The sequence below is a fragment of the Flavonifractor porci genome, assembly GCF_037572415.1.
In the GTDB taxonomy this organism is placed as follows: Bacteria; Bacillota; Clostridia; order Oscillospirales; family Oscillospiraceae; genus Flavonifractor; species Flavonifractor porci.
Genome location: NZ_JBBHLB010000005.1, coordinates 175730 through 192996, shown reverse-complemented (window position 1 = coordinate 192996; position 17267 = coordinate 175730). Strand labels below are relative to the sequence as shown.

The following is a 17267-nucleotide window of genomic DNA, read 5'->3' as shown; positions in this document are numbered from 1 at the left end:
ATCTTTTTTGCCGTGGCGGGCCTCGTCACCGAGGGTTTTGGCGAAGCTGAAACCTCGAAGCCGGGCGGATTCACTCCGCCCGAGCAGATGAAATCATTGGGGTCCCCATGGGATTTGTCCCATGGGGATTGCCCACCACGGCAAGGCTTTCAAGAAGCAGACCCGTATCTTCGGCCCTCCTGAATACAGAGAGTGGAGAGCTTACCGCCAGGACTTCCCCAGTACTCAGATAGCGACCAAGACCATCAAGAAAAATGCCAGCAAACGCACCTACAAGAACCTGACTTGCGCAAACATGGAGAAGTATATGGGCGTGTTTCAGAATGCTGGTGAGCTGTTGGCCCAGTCTGAGGTGGTCAAGACCTGCTCCCTGGAGCAGCCCATCCCCTACAAGTTTGTGCGGAATTGGTTTGAGACCCAGTTCCCAAAGTACAAGGAGCAGCCCGATTTTAGTTCCAATGCTTCCAAGGTGATTGATCTTGCTGGCTTCCAGAAGAAGCAGGAAGAGAAGAAGGAGCAGGAGAGCGCTTGATAACAATGGAATACAAAATGAGAGAGGACGGCACTGATGGTGTACCGCCCTCTCTTTTTGTGCTTAATAAACAGAAACATCTACTTTTTCAGGTTCTCCCACGAAAGCCCCTGTTTTATCAATAGTTGCCTGGAACACGCTCCCGGCATTGTTGGCGAATAAAATAGTAGCCTGCCCATTCTCAAAGTACGGGGCGTTTACTCCCATTTCATTGGAATAGGGTATCCTGCCTACATCATACGACGATAAGTCAATGACCATATTACCCGAGATGTCAAAAAAACCGGGACGAGACCCCTTGTCAGTGCAGGCATAGAACAATCCCTCTGAATAGACGGGGAAATTGTGGCCGGGCTTATTGGGCAAGAACTTACAGGTGAATTCAGTGATTTCGCCGTTAGTATTCATGGCACTGAGTGTACCGCTGCCGGACTCGTCCTCTTTGCAGAACAGCAAGTATCCGTCCTGGAACATGGACATCTTGGATGCGTCAATCTCTGTCTGCATATTAGTTTTTACATTCCAAAGAAGGCATTCCCAGATTGCAACCTCAGCCCGTCCAGTAGGGCTGTAAGATACGCTGTTCTCCCAAGGACCGACCCGGTGTTCTTCGTCCTTTGTGTATACGGACACACCTGGAGAAGCAAGAAACACGCCTTCTCCCAGATACATATAGCAGGAACTGTCTCGCAGGGTTTCACTGCTGCCTTCGGCGCGGAAGCGTACTTCGTCTACAAAAGTTCCGGTGTCGGTCATTTCCTGTACCCACTGGCCCTCATCATCCACTACACCAAGTGTGAATTTGTAGCCATCGTAGGAATCAACCTCTTTTTTTACCAAGTGATAGCCGTCCCCGGAGCAAAGGATTTCGTCCCACTCCCCGTTGTTGGGTACCTCTGCTTCTTGAACGCTATCAGCATCATTGCCGGGTGTTCCACTGTTGTTTGGCGTATTGGTTTCATTGCTGCCTGATACGTTGGAGTCACTGGTTGTGTCCCCGCCGCAAGCTGCCAAAGATAATATGAGAGCCGCTGATAGAACAAACAACAATATTTTTTTCATTTCCGTCTCCTCCTACATAAATATATTAACCGATATTGGTTAATCTAATTGTACATCGTTTTCGGTTAACATTCAAGTAGAGAGCGAGGCTTGAATGTTATGATTTCTTACGACAACTTATGGAATGTCATGCGGGAAAAAGGGATTTCCCAATATGCCCTCATAAAGAAATACAATATCAGCCCGGCACAGATTACAAGGTTGAAGCGCAACGAAAGTGTCAGTACCCATACCATAGAGGTGTTTTGTCGTATTCTGGACTGCGAAGTGGGCGATATTATGAAATATATCAAAGACGATGAAAGCTAATTGAAGGGCGGGGAAACCCGCCCGTTTTTGCTGCAATTAGGAAGCTAATCCAACACAATAATCTTAATAGCGCCCTGCGGTCAATACAATATCCTGGCTGCATAGGGTATCGTGAAAATTTGCTTTGTACGCTGTACCTTACGTGTCCGCCGCACACGTTTGAGAAGCTCCTATCTCATGCCGTTACAGCCGCCTTTATCGGGCAAAAACAGCAGCTACCGCGAAATCAGGCGCTTGCCTGTTTGCGGTAGCTGCGTTTTGTTTATTTTGTATGCTGCACTGGGGACATTGCCTGCGAAGAGAGCAGATCAACGTTTTGCAGCAGAGATCCTGTGCTGTGAAAACAAAACAGTGGGAGTTGGGTCATAATGTGATCGTAGATTCGCAGCAGTGGTAATCCGTATCAATGCTGTTGGCGATAAAGCGAGCCTTGAAGCTGCGGGGACTGCAAAATGAGGTTCCGGAAACATTCAAGTCTTCGGGTACAACAAATTTGATGCACCGGACCTGTATGTCCCGGCAAGTGGGAAAGTTGTGGGCCGGGATGGTCATTGCCTTCATGCCCCGTGGATATTCTGTTCCGTTGGCGTCCACTTCCGAGAGAATGGCGGCCAGCGCGATCCGTTTTCCGGGACATACATTTTTGATGGTGACGTCTGTTTGTATGATGCGGCCCTGAGACTCCAAATAGGTGTCTCCCAGGTCGACCAGGACCGAGTCGGTGCAACCTTCCACGGTAAAATCTACTGGCGTGGGGCAAGCTTCCGGCGTTACCACGATGTCGCATTCCACAGTTACCATGGGGGCGGGAAAAGACACCACATTCCCCTCGGTATCAGAATAAGTGATGGACTGATTGACCAGTTTGGTTCCCGGCTCCCGGCCGATATGCCGGATGAAAAAATCAAGCACAGCGCTCTCGCTGGCATCCACCCCCAATGCGGGAATGGTCCACCGCAGAGTGTGTGCGTCCAACATGGCGGCGGAGCCCTTTGTGGGAGATAGAATACTTGTGATCATAAAATCGGAGTTGACGATTTCGTCGATTACAATGTTGGTTGCGCCTGCCTTGGTCAGGTTGGCTGCCAGTTCTTTGAAAAGGTCTTCCAAATCGGCGGCATCGGGCGTTACCGCCACATGTGCAGCGTCCGGGTCGGTGGCCCAGTTGTTTAATGCGTCAATATCCAGACCGCCGGAGCCTATCAGGCCGATGCAATAGATGGTGATACCCGCAGCCCGGGCGGCGGCGGCCACAGGTGCCGGAGGCGCACCGGCCGTAGTATTGCCATCGGTAAATATGATCATCACCTTTGCATTGCCGGAGGTAGGATCAAAAAGCTGGATGGCCTTGGAAAAGGCGTCTGCGTGGTTGGTCAGGCCTGAGGCGCTCAGACTGTCCACAGCGTCTTTCAGCGTGTTCACTGAGGTGATGAGCTGGGTGTTCGCCACAGCGGTACTGGAAAAGCTGACAATGCCGATGCGGCTGCCGGAACCGATTTGACCATCGTTCATATTATCGGTGGCCTCATCGATGATATCAATAAATGTTTTTGCACCCAGTTTCATGTTGGTCAGTGGTGTGCCGGCCATACTGCCTGAGCGATCCAGAATCAGCACAATATCAGTGGGATTGGAAATAATATCTGGTGCAGCTGTCAGGGACAGGCTTACACGCAGTGAATCGCCGCAGGCAATGTGGTCGGTATTGGTGAGTTTGTTGGAATTTGTAACACCCATGCGTGTTACCCCCTTCTGGGAGATGCTCCCGCAACATGATATGCGTGAAAAGAAGGAAAGGCGCAGGCTGGCTGTATAAAGCAAGGGAGAGGTTGGCCAATTAAGGTAAGAATATGGATGCCGACTATAAAACTATGGGAAAGCAATTTCATTAAAATAGTTTTAAAGTTTTGATACCCTTGAAAAAAAGTTCTGTACTGAGTAAAAGTATGATAAAAAATCATACTTGCGGCTGTAGGGTACCGTGATAAACTAAATATAGACTATTGTGTCGAAAAATAAGAAGGAGGTTATGAACGAAGATTTTAAGACCCGGAGTGCCAAAGGCGGGAGAAATAAGGGGTGGATATGATACCAATCCGCAGGCGTAAACGCAATCCTGCCGGAAGTAGGTCCGATTTTTAAAAAGGAGATGTGAAGAGGATGAAGTCAAGAGGCAACAAACAGGTACTGGCCTTGCTGTTGGCCGGTACCATGCTGTCTACCACCGTGTCGCCTGCGTTTGCGCTGCAGCCGCCCAAAGAGGGCATGGTGGAAGATAGTCTTGTCAACGGATTTTCAGAGGACCAAGGTCGTTATGAAATTTATCCGGTGCCCCATTCGGTCGTCTATCCTGACGGAGCAGTACCCTTCACCATGACCAAAGAAGTCAACGTTGTGGTGGAGAGCGGCATCGACAGCTACACCAAAGATTTTCTGGAAGAAATCCTGGCCGATTATGACATGACCATGACTACCTCCAGTGCGGTGGTGGCCGGGAAGACCAACATCCTGTTGGGCGTCTACGGGGACGAGGACAAGACTGTTGCAGACCCTGTTCCCACCGCTCGTACGGACCTGTTCGACGACAGCGACAGTACCGGTATGGGGAAGTATGATCCCTATATGTTGGTGGCAGATACCACCAACAACGCCAACGGAGTGGTTACCATCGTGGGTAAGGATACAGACTGTGTTTACTACGGTCTGGCCACCCTGCAGATGATGTTCAGCTCCTTTGCCGGTCAGAAGTTCCTGCCGGTGGAGATCGAGGACTATTCCAACAACCTGTACCGCGGTGTGATAGAAGGCTTCTATGGCGGCTGGGATGTTGAAAACCGGGAAAGCGTGATGCGCATGGGGCGGGATGTCAAAATGAACATCTTTGTCTATGCGTCCAAAACGGACAAGTATCATACTTCTGATTGGGACAAACTCTATCCAGAGGATCAGATGAAGGACTTTAAACGGCTTGTCGAAGTCGGAAAAGAAACCAAAGTGGAATTTGTCTGGTCTGTTCATCTGGGCAGCTTTTTTAAAGGCGGCGTAAGCACCGATCCCAGTAATGAAGCGGGCTATGCGGAGTATAACAGACGCTTTGATCTGCTCACCAAAAAGCTTGACCAGTTCTATGCGATTGGTGTGCGCCAATTCCACATCCTGAACGACGATTTCGGTTCCGGCACCCATGCCGATGCGGTAAATCTGCTGAACCGGATCATGACCGATTATGTGGATAAAAAGGGTGATTGTGCAACCATTGTGTACTGCCCGCAGCATTATAATGTCGGTCGTGCGGAGACAGACAACGGCGAGGAGCTGGCATCGTTTAAAAATCTGGACTCCCGTATTCCAATCTACTGGACGGGCGCTACGGTAAATTCTCCCGTGGAGCAGAAGAATTACGACTATGCGTATGATCGCAGCGGACATGACATCGTAACCTGGCTGAACTATCCCTGTAACGAACATACCGGTGGCCGGGGCATTTTCCTGGGTGACAGCCAGGCCTATCTGCAATGGGCAAAAGGACTGAAACATCACCTGGGCATTATCTCAAACCCCTGCAATAAGCCCCAGGTCAGTAAGGTGGGTATCTACCAGCTGATGTGCTGGAACTGGAACAATGAAAGCTATGACGAGAATTATCTGGACATCTGGGAAGATTGCTTCAAGTACCTCCAGCCCGAGGTGTATGACGCCTATCTCACCATTGCCCGGAATGTGGGCGCAGCAGTTGGTTCCAACGTGCCCAGCCGTTTCCCTGGCAGAAATCCCTTCCCTGAGTCTGATTATCTGAAGGACACCATGGCGGCAGTTCTGGAAAAGACGAAAAACGGGACCCTGACCGCTGAGGATCCGGACTTTGTGAAGCTGCGGGATGAATGCCAGCACATTGTGGAAGCGATCGCATATTTTAAGGAACACTGCACCAGCGCTCAACTGATCGGTGAATTGAATCCCTGGCTCAGCAATCTGGAAAAAGTCGCTCAGGCGATCCAGCCCGCTCTTCAGGCGGCTGTTGCGGTCAACAGCGACAATCTGGCTGAGGCCTGGGCCCAGTACAATGCTGCCAATACCGAAAAGAAGAGCCTTAACACTTATGGCGGCTCCAAGCGGCTGCAGCCGTTCATTACGGATCTGATGGAAGGTGTATCCACCCGCATTTTTGAAGAGCTGAGCCCGCAGGTATCTCATACCGAGCCCACCCTCTATGCGGTGATCGGCGGGGTCCGCCAGGAGGCCACCGCTTCCAACGCAATGCTGGATGGAAATGCCGGCAGCGCCGCCAAGTACGATGTTGCGCAGCAGGCCAATGACTATTACGGCGTGGATTTGGGCATCGAAAAGACCGTGCGCGGCGTTTCTATCCTTCAGGGCGAAAAGGATGAGGACAGCAACTATTATCATAACGCCACTCTGGAGTATTCTCAGGATGGAATCCAGTGGATTACCCTGGTTCCTGAGGTAGATTCCACTCATATCACCCTGTCTGATCTTGCCATTCGTGCCCGCTACCTGCGGCTGCGCCAGACAGAAGATTCCAGCAGCAAGCTCAACGTTCGGGAATTTACCGTAGACACCTCTGCCGGAACCTTTACCAGCGGCGCCGCAAATGAACAAAACGCAATGGACGGCAATCTGCTGACCGCTTTTAACAGCAGTGCTGCCGGCGAGCTGGTCTATACTCTGAAGAAGCCGGTCCATCTGGATTCGGTCAGTGTGATTCAGAATTCTGTCTCCAATGCCAGCGTGACCGTGAAGGTGGGCGATAACTGGGAGACTGTTGGAACGGCAGACAATACCGTCTGGGTAGGCGATACTTCCCAGCTGGGCGATATCTCCGCGATTAAAGTGGCCTGGGCGGCCGGCAGCAATGTCAGCATTGCGGAGATCCTGCTCAACGGACGTCTGGACGAGGGCGAAGCCGGTAAGGCACCCCTCCCGCTGCCCAGCATTTACACCGCTCCCAATCCGGAAATCGAAGTGGAAGTGGCCTTTGGCACCGAATTGGATCGGGCCGGCTTGCCTGCGCAGGGTACTGTGACCCTGAGCAACGGCAAAGAGGTTACCCTTCCTGTTGTCTGGTCCGGGGAAGATTATGATCCTACCGCTGCCAAGGAATACACCGTAACGGGCAACTATGTCCTGGGCGATACCATCACCAATCCCGGTGGCTTTGCTCTGACTGCCGTGGTCGCTGTGCGGCGGGACAGTTCCACCCCTCAGGAGCCTTTTGCCGGTAATCTGGCGCTGAATAAGGCCCATCAGGCATCTGGTGTTTCCGGATCTTCGGACGATCCTCAGTCCTGGAAGGCCCTGGACGGCGATCCCAGCAACCGGTGGTGCGCGGGTCCTGCCATCAAGGAGACCGGCAGCGTGGATGCGCCTCAGACTCCGGGCGTGGAGTGGATCATCGTGGATCTGAACACCGGCAAAGACGGAGAAGATCTGAGCGGCACCAATGAGCTTACCGATATTACGCTGAAATGCTACACAGATAAATCCTGGCCCACCAAATATGATATCTACGTCTCCGACGAGCCCTTTACGGTACAAGACGGCAAGGTAAGCGGCGGTACAAAGGCTGCCAGCGCGTCCTATGATCCTACCGATCAAAAAGGTCACGACGATCAGGTAACTGTACTGCCTGAGGGCACCAGTGGTCGGTATGTGTGCGTAGTGTTTAATGAGATCAACAAGTATGCCACCGGCGCCACTGGCATCAGTGTGGCTGAACTGAAAATCAATGGTACCAAGACTTATTCGGCCGGCGTTGGAGCGGAAGAGAATCTTTCTCTGGAGCACCCCGTCTATGCCTCCGGTATGGAACTGAGTTCTGGATTTGAACCCAGCAAGAGTGTGGACGGCGATACCGGCACTCGGTGGAGCAGCAACTGGGTGGGTCCCGAAGTGGCGACAGATTCCAACGGCGCCTGGATCGTGATCGATCTTGGGGAAGATGTGGCTGATGTCACCGGGATCTCCATGTCCTACTTTAATAAGACCTGGTCCGATGAATATTGGATTCAGGTTGCGGGCAGCGACTATACGCCCCAGGACTACAGCAAAGAGAACCTCTATCAGACTATGAATAATAAAGAGGCTCTCACCGGCCAAAACGCAAAGGATGCCAATGCCTGGACTACCATTGCCACTGTGACGCAGTCGGGAACGGAATCTGGCGCTACCCACAGCGTGGCCAAGGCGGACTTTACAAAGCCCATTCCTGCGGGCACCCGTTATCTCCGGCTCTATTTTGAGAAGGGCAATAGTGTTATACCTAGAGAAAGTACCTGCATCGGCCTGAAAGAAGTTACCGTTACCGGTACCCGGTTTGTGGCGCCTGCGGAGCCTAACGTGGAATCGGTCAAACCTGCCACTGCCACAGGCGTTCTTGGAACAGCCTTTGGCGATCTGAATCTGCCTGAGACGGTAGCCGCAACTCTGGCTGACGGCACTTCGATCACCCTGAATGTGACCTGGAGCGACGAGGGATATAATTCCAACAGCGCGGAGCAGACTCTGACCGGTACGCTTCAGTGTCAGGACCCCGTGACCAACACGGATGGTGTGAAGGCAGAACTGCACCTTACGCTGACGGAAGAACCCAAGGCTGTCTCCGCAGCCGTGAACCCGGCTTCTGTCACGGCACAGCAGGGCACCGCTTTTGCCGAGCTCGGTCTGCCCACTCGGGCTGTGGTCGAGATGAGCGACAGTACCTTTGTGGTATGCAATGTGGCCTGGACGGAAAGCGATTATGCCGCCGAGAGCGAAGCTGCCCAGACCATTCACGGCACCCTGGACGCAGTGAATGACCTTGGTGTGACCATCACTGTGGAGCGGCCCGATACCACGGCTCCTGCGGCGCCCGCCGGACTGGCCGCTTCCGGAGTCACGCAGACCGGCGCCACGGTCACCTGGACGCCCTCCGCGGAGGCCGACCTGGCCGGTTATCGTGTCTATCTGAACGGAGCGTCTGACCCGGTGGCCGATATCACGGCCAGCACCTACGCCTTCTCCGGCCTGACTCCCAACGCAGAGTATACGGTAACGGTTACCGCCTACGACAGAAGCGGCAACGAGTCGCAGCCCGCATCCTGCACCTTTAAGACTGAGACTGCTGTGATGCACCATATCGAATACATCCTGTACAATGCCAGTGTGGACCCCAAGACAGACAGTGTGATGGATGGGACCGACCTTACCTTCAAGTTGGTTCCCGCCGAGGGCTATATCCTGCCTGAGACCATTTCCGTGACCATGGGCGGCACTGCCCTTGAACAGGGCAAGGGGTATACTTACGACGCTGTCACTGGTAATGTCACCATCTCCAACATCAATGCGGAGGTGCTGATCCGGGCCGATGCCATCGACCCCAATGCGCCCAAGACGGTTACGGTGACCTTTGAAAGCAACGGCGGAAGCAGTGTACCTGAACAGACGGTCGAGGTCGGCAGCACTGTGGCCGAACCTGAGGCACCTGTTCGCGAGGGCTATGTGTTTGCAGGCTGGTATACCGACAATATATATACCACCCAGTGGAATTTCAGCGATCCTGTAAACGAGAGCATGACCCTGTACGCCAAGTGGGAGGATAATGGTTCCGGTGGTGTTCCCTCTACCTCCTACGCCATCACCGTGGACGAGACGGACAATGGCACTGTGACGTCCAGCCGCACCCGCGCCTCCAAGGGTCTCACCATCACCTTGACTGTGAAGTCTGACGAGGGCTACAAGCTGGATACCATCACCGTCACCGACAAGAACGGCAGCGAGGTCAAGCTCACCGACAAGGGCGACGGAAAGTACACCTTCGCCATGCCTGCTTCCGCCGTCACCGTGAAAGCAGCATTTGTCAAGGACGATACCCCCGTGGATACCGACACGCCCTTCACCGACGTGAAGGCCGACGAGTGGTTCTATGAGGCCGTGAAGTACGTCTGCGATAATAAGCTGATGGACGGCACATCCTCCACTACCTTCGCTCCCCTCATGATCACCAACCGTGCCATGATCGTCACCATCCTGTGGCGGCTGGAGGGCCAGCCCAAGGCTGAGGCCACCTTGTCCTTCACCGATGTGGAGAGCGGTGTGTGGTACACCGACGCTGTGAACTGGGCCGCCTCCAAGGGTATCGTCAAGGGCTACAGCGACACCGTGTTTGCCCCCAACGACACCGTGACCCGGGAGCAGCTGGCCACCATCCTGTACCGCTACGCTGAGAGCAAGGGCTACGATGTGTCCGCCAAGGGCGATCTGACCACCTTCGCCGACGGCGCCAACACCTCCTCCTGGGCCGCTGAGGCCATGGAGTGGGCGGTAGGCTCCGGCCTGCTGTCCGGCAAGGACGGCGGCAAGCTGGATCCCACCGGCACCGCCACCCGCGTTGAGGTCGCTACCATCCTCATGCGCTTTGCGGATAGCAAAGCGGAGTAATCCAAACTTTCTGCAACGTAAAAAGGTGGCAGGCACTTTTGTGTCTGCCACCTTTTATCATATTTAAAGGCTAAATGAGTATTATACAGTCGGTGTGCCGCAGTCGGGACAGAATTTACCGGCCACCATTTTGCGGCAGTTGGGACAGAAACGGTCCCCTGCCGGCTGAGGCTGGCCTATAGGCTTGCCGCACTGAGGGCAGAATTTGACCTGGGTGGGGCTGGAATAGCCGCAGAAGCCACAGATACAGGCGGCCTGTTGAGGCTGGGCGGCCTGGGGCTGCGCCATCTGACCCATCATCTGGGCTGCCATCTGCATTCCCATGGCCATTCCCATGCCCGAGGCAGCAGCCGAACCGGCGCTGCCGGGAGTGGACATACTGTCAGCCATACTGACGGAGGTATACTTGCCCATGTCGGTGATAAAGGACTGGGCGGCCACCTTCTCCGCCATCTTCTGGACTTCGGGGGGATAGTTGAAGGCCAGGATATTGACATCCGCCACGCCCAGACCGAAGTCACTGAGCTCCTTGTCCAGCTCCTCCTGAATAGCCCTCCCAAGTTTGCGGCTGTTCTGCTGAAGACCCACCAGTGCGTTGAGTCCCATCTGCTGCTGTCCGCCCAGAATGGCTTCGGCTACCACTGGGTTGAGTTCACCCATGATCCGGTCGGCCACATCCTCCAGAGAATAGGTGGCTTTGACTCCGGCCACCTTGTTGATAAAGGTCTGGTAGTCCCGGAACTCAATGACCAGATTGCCGTTGCACCCTACAGGGATGCCGCTGGGCACTTCTGGAGTGGGGATCATGATCCGCTGACGGGTGCCCCAGGGCAGGGTCAACTCCTTGGCGTTGACAAAGTAGACCTCCGCACGCAGGCCGGAGTCCCCCCGCAGGGACAGCCAGCCCTTCAGCGTCGAGAAAAAGGGAACGATATCGGTGTAGATATCAAAATTACCCTGATTTTCAAAGACCGCGCCTACAATACCGTCGGAATAGAAGATGGCCTTCTGCCCCGGGCGCACGATCAGATGGGAGCCCCGCTTGATCTCCTTGGCGGGCCATTTGTAAAAGAGTACGTCGTCTCGGAATTCGTCCCATTCAATGGTGTCCTTTCCCTGACCAAACCATGCCATGGCTTTTCCCGTCCTTTCTATGTCTCAGAGATCATACGCCCAGGTCATCCAGGGAGTATCCTCCTGAATTACGATGCCCTGAGGCTGTGTGCTTTCCTCCGCCTGGAGCGTGGGCGGGGCGGATGCGCCGGTGAGCAGGATCACGGCAGCTGTGATGGCTGCTGCGGCAGCGGCCACTGCCGCCACGATCTTGGGTATGCTGTAGGGCCGCTGACCGCCCACTTTGCCGCTCTCGCCATTGATAATGTACATATACTGCTTGCCATTGTAGGCAAAGGCGGAGGACCAGGCGGGCAGCAGTACGTGTTTATAGGTGATTTTATGGTATTCAATGTGAATGTCACTGACCCGGGCATGGTCAAAGCCCCGGGACAGAATATCGCTTTCTGCCTGATTGATCTGGTCGGTACGGACCTGCTCTTTGGCGGTATCAACCGCCTGGGTAGCGGGAATAGCATAGTGCTCCGCAAGAAAACCGGACAGATAGCTGGATGAGAAGGGGAGTGTGTTGTCGCAGGTATTATAAGGAAGGATCTTTTCCACTACCTGACTGACAGAATTTAAGGTTGCACACACCTGCAAATCGTCATAAAAGCCGCCTATGGTACCGCTCACCGGCCGCCAGTGGATCTCCGTGCGGGTGTTGCCCTTGCTGTCCCGAACGGTATGGGTGTTACCGCCTTGTCCCCAGTATGTACTGCTTACCTGGGCATCAAAGGTCCAGAAAGGCAGGTAGATGCCCTGGAGCTTGCCCGCCTGGTAGGCCTGTTTCAGACGATTTGGGGCAAACCAGCGGCTTTTGACCCACTTGGCGAAGTTTTGTTGAGCAGTTTCCTGATCCACCCGAAAGGGGATCACGCCGTCGGGGGGAACACCGGCCTCCTGGCGGCTTTCCAGCAGCTGGGTGGAGCCGCACATGGGACAGACCGTAGCAGTACAGTGCTCGTCCACAGCGATCTGTGCGCCGCAGGTGCCGCAGACAATGATAGCGGTGTCTGGAAAGGAGACCCTCTGGCCCTCCCGCTGGATATATCCCTCAAAATCATGCTCTTCCACCCGCTCAACAGTGGTCTTTGCTATATGGGACGTTCGACAGGCGGAACACTCCAGACGCTGCTTGGTGATGTTCCATTTGATGGTCCCGCCGCAATTGGCGCATACCTGGCGGTCCACCTTTTCCTGATGCTCTGTGTACATACCGTGACCCTCTTTCGTAACCGAATGCCGGATAGGGCGCCTGGATAAGGCATATAACTGATTATACCCTGTACCTGACTTCAATTTCAACTCTTTCGTGACCGGATGCCGGGCAGATGGACAGCTGGCGAAAACTGTTAAATATGCAGGAGAGGAGAAGGGAGGACCCGCTGCCTTTTTATATATAAGGTAAGAAATTACGGACAGGCGTATAATAATCGTTGACTTGAATATCTTTGGAGGGTATGCTATAGTTACCTTTGTATGATTCCACGGGGTATTCTCCGGGAAAATGTGGAGAGATGAGGAACGATCTATGTACCTTTGTGCAGAGGATCAGGTGTGCTTTATGATAGACAGGTTTAGTCTGGGAACCTGCGGAGCGGCAGGCTCCGGTGGGAGAGCGTATGGGCATACTGAAGGGATGGACTTCCTTCAGTATGCTTTTCTGCGTTCCGCAGGCGGCTTGGGTAATCAAGTTTCTTCCGGGAGGTCCTGGCAGTGATCAAACGATTCGCCCTTTGGCTGCGGGATATGTTTATTCGCAACCGAAGCCTGAATGCCACGCGGATCGTGGCGGCCTCTTTTGCCATTATCATTCTGGTGGGCGCGCTGCTGCTCACCCTGCCCATCGCGTCCAGAGACGGCCAGAGCGCAGGTTTTTTTACGGCGCTGTTCACTGCTACCTCGTCTACCTGTGTTACGGGACTGATCCTGGTGGATACCTGGGTCCAGTGGTCTGTTTTTGGACAACTGGTGATTATTCTGATGATCCAGTTGGGCGGCTTGGGTTTTATGACGGTGCTCACCCTGGTGTCCTTTGCCCTGCACCGCCGCATCGGTTTGTCTGAGCGGCTCATTATGGTGTCCACCTTGAATCTGAACGACCTGGACGGTGTGGTGCGTATGGTGCGCCATGCCCTGATGGGCACTTTCCTGATCGAAGGAACAGGGGCGGTGCTGCTGAGTATTGCCATGATTCCGCATTTTGGAATCCTGGGTGGGATCTGGCGGGGGATATTCCATTCCATTTCCGCCTTCTGCAACGCCGGCTTCGACCTGCTGGGCGGAAAGTTCGGCGCCTTCAGCAGTCTGGCCGGCCTGCAGGACAATCCCCTGGTGCTGGGTACCATCGGGGCTCTCATTGTGGTGGGTGGCCTGGGCTTTTTTGTGTGGGAGGACATTTTGGACAAGCGCTGCTGGCACAGACTGTCGGTGTACAGTAAGATGGTGCTTATTGTTACCGGGGTGCTGATTATCGGTGGCGCTCTGTTCTTCCTGGTGGAGGAATACTCCAATCCCGCCACGCTGGGGGATATGACACTGTGGGAGAAAATCATGAACTCTGTCTTTCAGTCCATTACCCTGCGTACCGCCGGCTTTGACTCGATTGGGCAGGGGGGACTCAGCGATACCAGTAAAGCGTTTTCTTCTGTTTTGATGCTCATCGGCGGTTCCTCCGGCTCCACTGCCGGCGGTCTGAAGACCGCCACGGTGGCGGTGCTGCTGCTGGCCCTCCGTTCCGGACTGGCGGGACGGGAGCAGGTCACCTTCCGGGGGCGCACCATTCCATACCGCCGGGTGCTCAACGCTATGACGCTGGCGCTGGTAATGCTGTTTCTGTTCCTGGTGGGGTCCATGATGATCTCCACGGTGGAAAACCTGCCCTATCTGGACTGCGCATTTGAGGTTGCTTCCGCCATGGGTACGGTGGGCCTGACCACTGGTATTACCCCAGGGTTGAGTGTGTTTTCCCAGTCCCTGATCATCCTGCTGATGTATATGGGCCGGGTGGGCGTGCTCTCCTTCTCCATCGCCTTTATTACCCGCAGCCGCCGGACGGCGAAAATCAAATATCCGGAAATGAATGTCATGATCGGGTAACGGCCCGGTCGGAAGGACGTGTAACCATATGAAGACTTTCGTTGTCATCGGCCTGGGACGCTTTGGCAGCGCCGTGGCCGCCGAGCTCAGCTCCCTGGGACATGAGGTGCTGGCTCTGGACGACTCCGAGGAGAATGTACAGAAAGTGGCCGATAAGGTCACCCACGCCGTTAGCGGCGACGCCCGGGACCCGGCGGTGCTCCGTGCCCTGGGTGTGCGCAACTATGACTGTGCCGTGGTGGCGGTAGGTGTGGACGTGGGCACTTCAGCACTCATCACCCTGAATCTGAAGGAGCTGGGTGTGCGTCAGGTGATCTGTAAGGCCCAGAGCCATGTCCACCGCAAAGTACTGGAAAAGATCGGCGCCGACCGGGTGGTATTCCCTGAGCACGAGATGGGTGTCAAGCTGGCCCAGGGCCTGTCCAGTTCCAATGTGCTCAATTTTATCGAACTCAGTGAAGATTTCGGCATCGTGGAGACCACCGTGCCCCGGGACTGGCTGGGCAAGAACCTGATGGAACTGAATGTCCGAGCCAGGTATAAGGTCAACATCATTGCCGTGCGGAAAAAGGGTCAGGAGGCTTTTAATGTGACTCCCGGCCCCAATACCCTCATGGAGACGGGTGATGCGGTGGTGGCCCTGGGCCGTACTGAGGACATCAACCGCCTGCAGGATCTGTAAGATGCGTATGGAACGGATCACCAGCCGCCAGAACCCTCTGGTGGCCCGGCTGCGGAAGCTGGGAAATGACAAGAAAACCCGCCGGAAGGAGGGCGCCTACCTTTGTGAGGGACATAAGCTGGTGGAGGAGGCCCTGCGCTGGAACGCCGGGGTGGAAACTCTGGTGGTGGCCGAAGGCATTGAGCCCCCCGGGAATTTGCCCGAGAGTGTGCGCCTGGTGGAGGTACCCGCCGACGTGCTCAAGTCCATGTCCACCGTGGATACCCCCCAGGGAATGCTGGCAGTGTGCCGTACTCCCGACCTGATGCCGCCAAAGAGGCTGTCCCCAGGACTCTATCTGGTGCTGGATGGAGTGCAGGACCCGGGCAACGTGGGTACTGTATGGCGTACTGCCGACGCCTTTGGCGCGGAGGGCGTATTCCTGCTCCCCGGCTGTGCCGAACCCTTTTCCCCCAAGACGGTGCGCTCCACCATGGGCGCCTGCTTCCGTTTGCCGGTGTGGGAGACGGGACTGGACGGACTTACCGCACGCTTGAAAACGGCGGAGTTGCCGCTGTATGCCACCGCGCTGCGGGAGGATACTGCCGATCTGCGCTCGGCTGATCTGAGCCGTGCCGCGGTCGTGATTGGAAGCGAGGGCAGAGGAGTGTCCCAGGCTGTGCTGGACGCCTGCGCCCTGACCTTGAAGATCCCCATGCGGGACCGCTGCGAGTCCCTCAACGCCGCCGTGGCGGCGTCCGTGGTGCTGTGGGAGGGCTGGCGAAACCGCTGAGCCAACAAGAGAGGAGGCTCCGCCGTGGCGGGCATTCAATATCTGCTTTGGCTCTCCACCCGGCGGGGCCTGTCTCAGCAGCACCAGGTGGAGCTGCTGGACTATTTCGGCGGTGCCGAGCGGGTGTACTTTGCCGACCGGGAGGCCTATGAGCCTTTGCGCCTGACCCAGGAGGCCAGGCGATCCCTGTGTGACAAATCTCTGGATCAGACCAATCGGATTCTGGAGAACTGCGACCGGCTGGGGCTGTTTCTGCTCAGTTGTCAGGATGGAGCCTACCCGGAGCGGCTGCTCCAGCTGAGCGATTATCCCCTGGTGCTCTACGGCAAGGGAAGGCTGTTCCGCTTTGATGAAGAAGTCGCCATTGCAATGGTGGGCTCCCGCCAGTGCTCCGCCTACGGTGTGCGGACCGCCGGGCGGATCGCCATGGGCCTGGCCCGGGCGGGTGCGCTGGTGGTATCCGGGCTGGCTCAGGGGATCGACGCCGCGTCCCTGAAGGGAGCGCTCCAGGGCGGTGGACCTGTGGTCTCGGTGCTGGCCGGCGGTGTGGATGTGGTCTATCCCGCCTGCAACAGCTGGCTCTACGAGGATGTGGCGGCCCGAGGCGCCATCCTGTCGGAGAATCCGCCGGGCACCCGGCCGGACGGTTGGCGGTTCCCTCTGCGTAACCGTATCCTCAGCGGTCTGTGCCTGGGTGTGGTGGCCGTGGAGGCGGGAGAGCGCAGCGGCGCCCTTATCACCGCCCATGACGCCCTGGATCAGGGCCGGGACGTGTTTGCGGTCCCGGGGCCGGTGGATGCCGCCACCAGCGCCGGGACCAACCGGCTCATCGCTCAGGGCGAGGCCAAACTGGTGCGTACCGCCGGGGATATCCTGTGTGAGTATGTGGGGCGATATGCCTACAAACTGTGCCGGCCCCAGCCTATGACCGCCGAGGAGGCGGACCAGCGGCTGGAGGTTATGCCAACCCCGCCGCCGGAGCCTGAGCCAAAACCCGCAAAGCCCGCCCAGGAGGAGGGGCTGCCTGTGGTCCCCCGCAGCGGTCTGGAGCAGATGGGGGAGGAGCAGCGGGAGATTTTCTTCCTGCTCAGTGAAAAGCCCCTCACCGCCGATGAGATCGTAGGGCAGACGGAGATCCCCGCCCGCCGGGTCAATACCGCCCTCACCCTGCTGCAGGCTGGGGGCTATCTGAAGGAATTACCGGGCCGGCGGTTTGCCGCCGCCGTCCGTTTCGAGGAACAAGAATAAAAGGAGTATCG

The 17267-nt window shown here is 55.7% G+C and carries 11 protein-coding genes; 7 read left to right on the top strand and 4 right to left on the bottom strand.

All coding sequences use genetic code 11. The features are described from left to right. The first annotated feature begins 121 nt into the window (after window positions 1-121). Entirely contained in the window at window positions 122-532 is a 411-nt protein-coding gene (locus WHJ28_RS06585; RefSeq protein WP_340040852.1) for a hypothetical protein, read from the top strand. A gap of 63 nt (window positions 533-595) precedes the next feature. Here WHJ28_RS06585 and WHJ28_RS06580 read toward each other — a convergent pair whose 3' ends face one another. After that, on the bottom strand, window positions 596-1594 hold the full coding sequence (locus WHJ28_RS06580) for a hypothetical protein (protein ID WP_340040850.1): 999 nt from the start codon (window positions 1592-1594) through the stop codon (window positions 596-598). A gap of 99 nt (window positions 1595-1693) precedes the next feature. Between WHJ28_RS06580 and WHJ28_RS06575 the strand changes: the two genes are divergently transcribed. Next, window positions 1694-1903 (top strand): helix-turn-helix domain-containing protein, encoded by a 210-nt coding sequence (locus WHJ28_RS06575; protein WP_340040848.1) that lies wholly within the window; start codon window positions 1694-1696, stop codon window positions 1901-1903. 363 nt (window positions 1904-2266) lie between these two features. Here the strand turns inward: WHJ28_RS06575 and WHJ28_RS06570 are convergent, their stop codons facing one another. Continuing rightward, complete coding sequence (locus WHJ28_RS06570) at window positions 2267-3640, bottom strand: vWA domain-containing protein (RefSeq protein ID WP_340040846.1); 1374 nt, start codon at window positions 3638-3640, stop codon at window positions 2267-2269. A gap of 423 nt (window positions 3641-4063) precedes the next feature. Here WHJ28_RS06570 and WHJ28_RS06565 point away from each other — a divergent pair, with 423 nt between their 5' ends. Then, entirely contained in the window at window positions 4064-10339 is a 6276-nt protein-coding gene (locus WHJ28_RS06565; protein WP_340040844.1) for a beta-N-acetylglucosaminidase domain-containing protein, read from the top strand. An 81-nt stretch (window positions 10340-10420) separates the two neighbouring features. Here the strand turns inward: WHJ28_RS06565 and WHJ28_RS06560 are convergent, their stop codons facing one another. Both WHJ28_RS06560 and WHJ28_RS06555 read right to left on the bottom strand, forming a co-directional pair. Beyond that, complete coding sequence (locus tag WHJ28_RS06560; RefSeq protein WP_340040842.1) at window positions 10421-11473, bottom strand: SPFH domain-containing protein; 1053 nt, start codon at window positions 11471-11473, stop codon at window positions 10421-10423. A 24-nt stretch (window positions 11474-11497) separates the two neighbouring features. After that, a complete protein-coding gene (locus WHJ28_RS06555; RefSeq protein ID WP_340040840.1) occupies window positions 11498-12670 on the bottom strand; it encodes a TFIIB-type zinc ribbon-containing protein in 1173 nt (390 codons plus the stop codon). A gap of 501 nt (window positions 12671-13171) precedes the next feature. Here WHJ28_RS06555 and WHJ28_RS06550 point away from each other — a divergent pair. Genes WHJ28_RS06550 through dprA form a run of 4 tightly spaced genes read left to right on the top strand, consistent with a single transcriptional unit; the run spans window position 13172 to window position 17256 of the window. Further along, window positions 13172-14554, top strand: coding sequence for a TrkH family potassium uptake protein (locus tag WHJ28_RS06550; protein ID WP_340040838.1), 1383 nt, complete (start codon window positions 13172-13174; stop codon window positions 14552-14554). 28 nt (window positions 14555-14582) lie between these two features. Continuing rightward, entirely contained in the window at window positions 14583-15236 is a 654-nt protein-coding gene (locus WHJ28_RS06545; RefSeq protein ID WP_340040836.1) for a potassium channel family protein, read from the top strand. A gap of 1 nt (window position 15237) precedes the next feature. After that, entirely contained in the window at window positions 15238-16008 is a 771-nt protein-coding gene (locus WHJ28_RS06540) for a TrmH family RNA methyltransferase (protein WP_340040834.1), read from the top strand. A 24-nt stretch (window positions 16009-16032) separates the two neighbouring features. Then, the gene (gene dprA / locus WHJ28_RS06535; protein WP_340040832.1) at window positions 16033-17256 is read left to right on the top strand and encodes a DNA-processing protein DprA; all 1224 of its coding nucleotides are present in this window, start codon (window positions 16033-16035) and stop codon (window positions 17254-17256) included. Window positions 17257-17267: the final 11 nt, after the last annotated feature.